The 776-nt window shown below is 24.5% G+C and carries 1 protein-coding gene; it reads right to left on the bottom strand.

From position 1 onward, the window contains the following. The coding region (locus tag AWW73_RS19000) for a hypothetical protein (RefSeq protein WP_162268148.1) at window positions 1-776 on the bottom strand (776 nt) is incomplete at both ends.

Here is a 776-nt window from a genome sequence, read left to right as displayed (position 1 = left end):
TCTCTCAGCTAAAAGTACCCAACCTAACCATTCTCTTCCATAATCTATTAAAACCCAATTAAAATTTAATGATTCAATTTCAATTCTTTTAAGTTTTAAGCTATTAATATTCCTTCCTAAAATCCAGTTAATAAAATTGCATAAATGATTTGTATTATAATTAAATCTCTCACTCCATCTAAGTTGTATAATTCCTAATAGATCAGAATATTTAAAAAAATTATTTTGAATATCATGAATTAACAGGTTTACATTTGAATAATTTTTTTTATTTTCTTTAAAAAACTCTAACATTGCTAAAATTGAAGGAATTTTTGCCACTCTACCCTTTGGATTTTCTATTAACCACTGATGTGCTAGTATTAACCAATTATTCCACTCTATACCATTAGTAACTAAAAAATCATAAAAAGGATTTCTTGTTGTAAAAATTATAAAAGGATTTATTACACCTTTTTTTTGTACATACTTATCAATATACCAGTTTAAAAAATATATTATATGAGTACAATGCACCCTTATGGAGGCCTCACTACATTTATTATTAATCCTCATTAATTCAATTAAATTAATATCACCTCCATTTAAAATCATTTGTATAAATTTTTCTTGATTATCGCCCTCATTAAATGCATTATAAAAAAACTTCTTTAGGCTAGCTTTATATTTTTCTCGTCTTTTACTTATCATAAGCCACTCATTTACAATTTCTTGCAAATCCCCCCAATCAGAACCTAATTTATTTATCAAAAAATTTTTATCATTTAATATTATTC

The organism is Acinetobacter lactucae (assembly GCF_001605885.1).
Taxonomy (GTDB): domain Bacteria; phylum Pseudomonadota; class Gammaproteobacteria; order Pseudomonadales; family Moraxellaceae; genus Acinetobacter; species Acinetobacter lactucae.
This window is presented reverse-complemented; position numbering and strand designations above follow the sequence as displayed.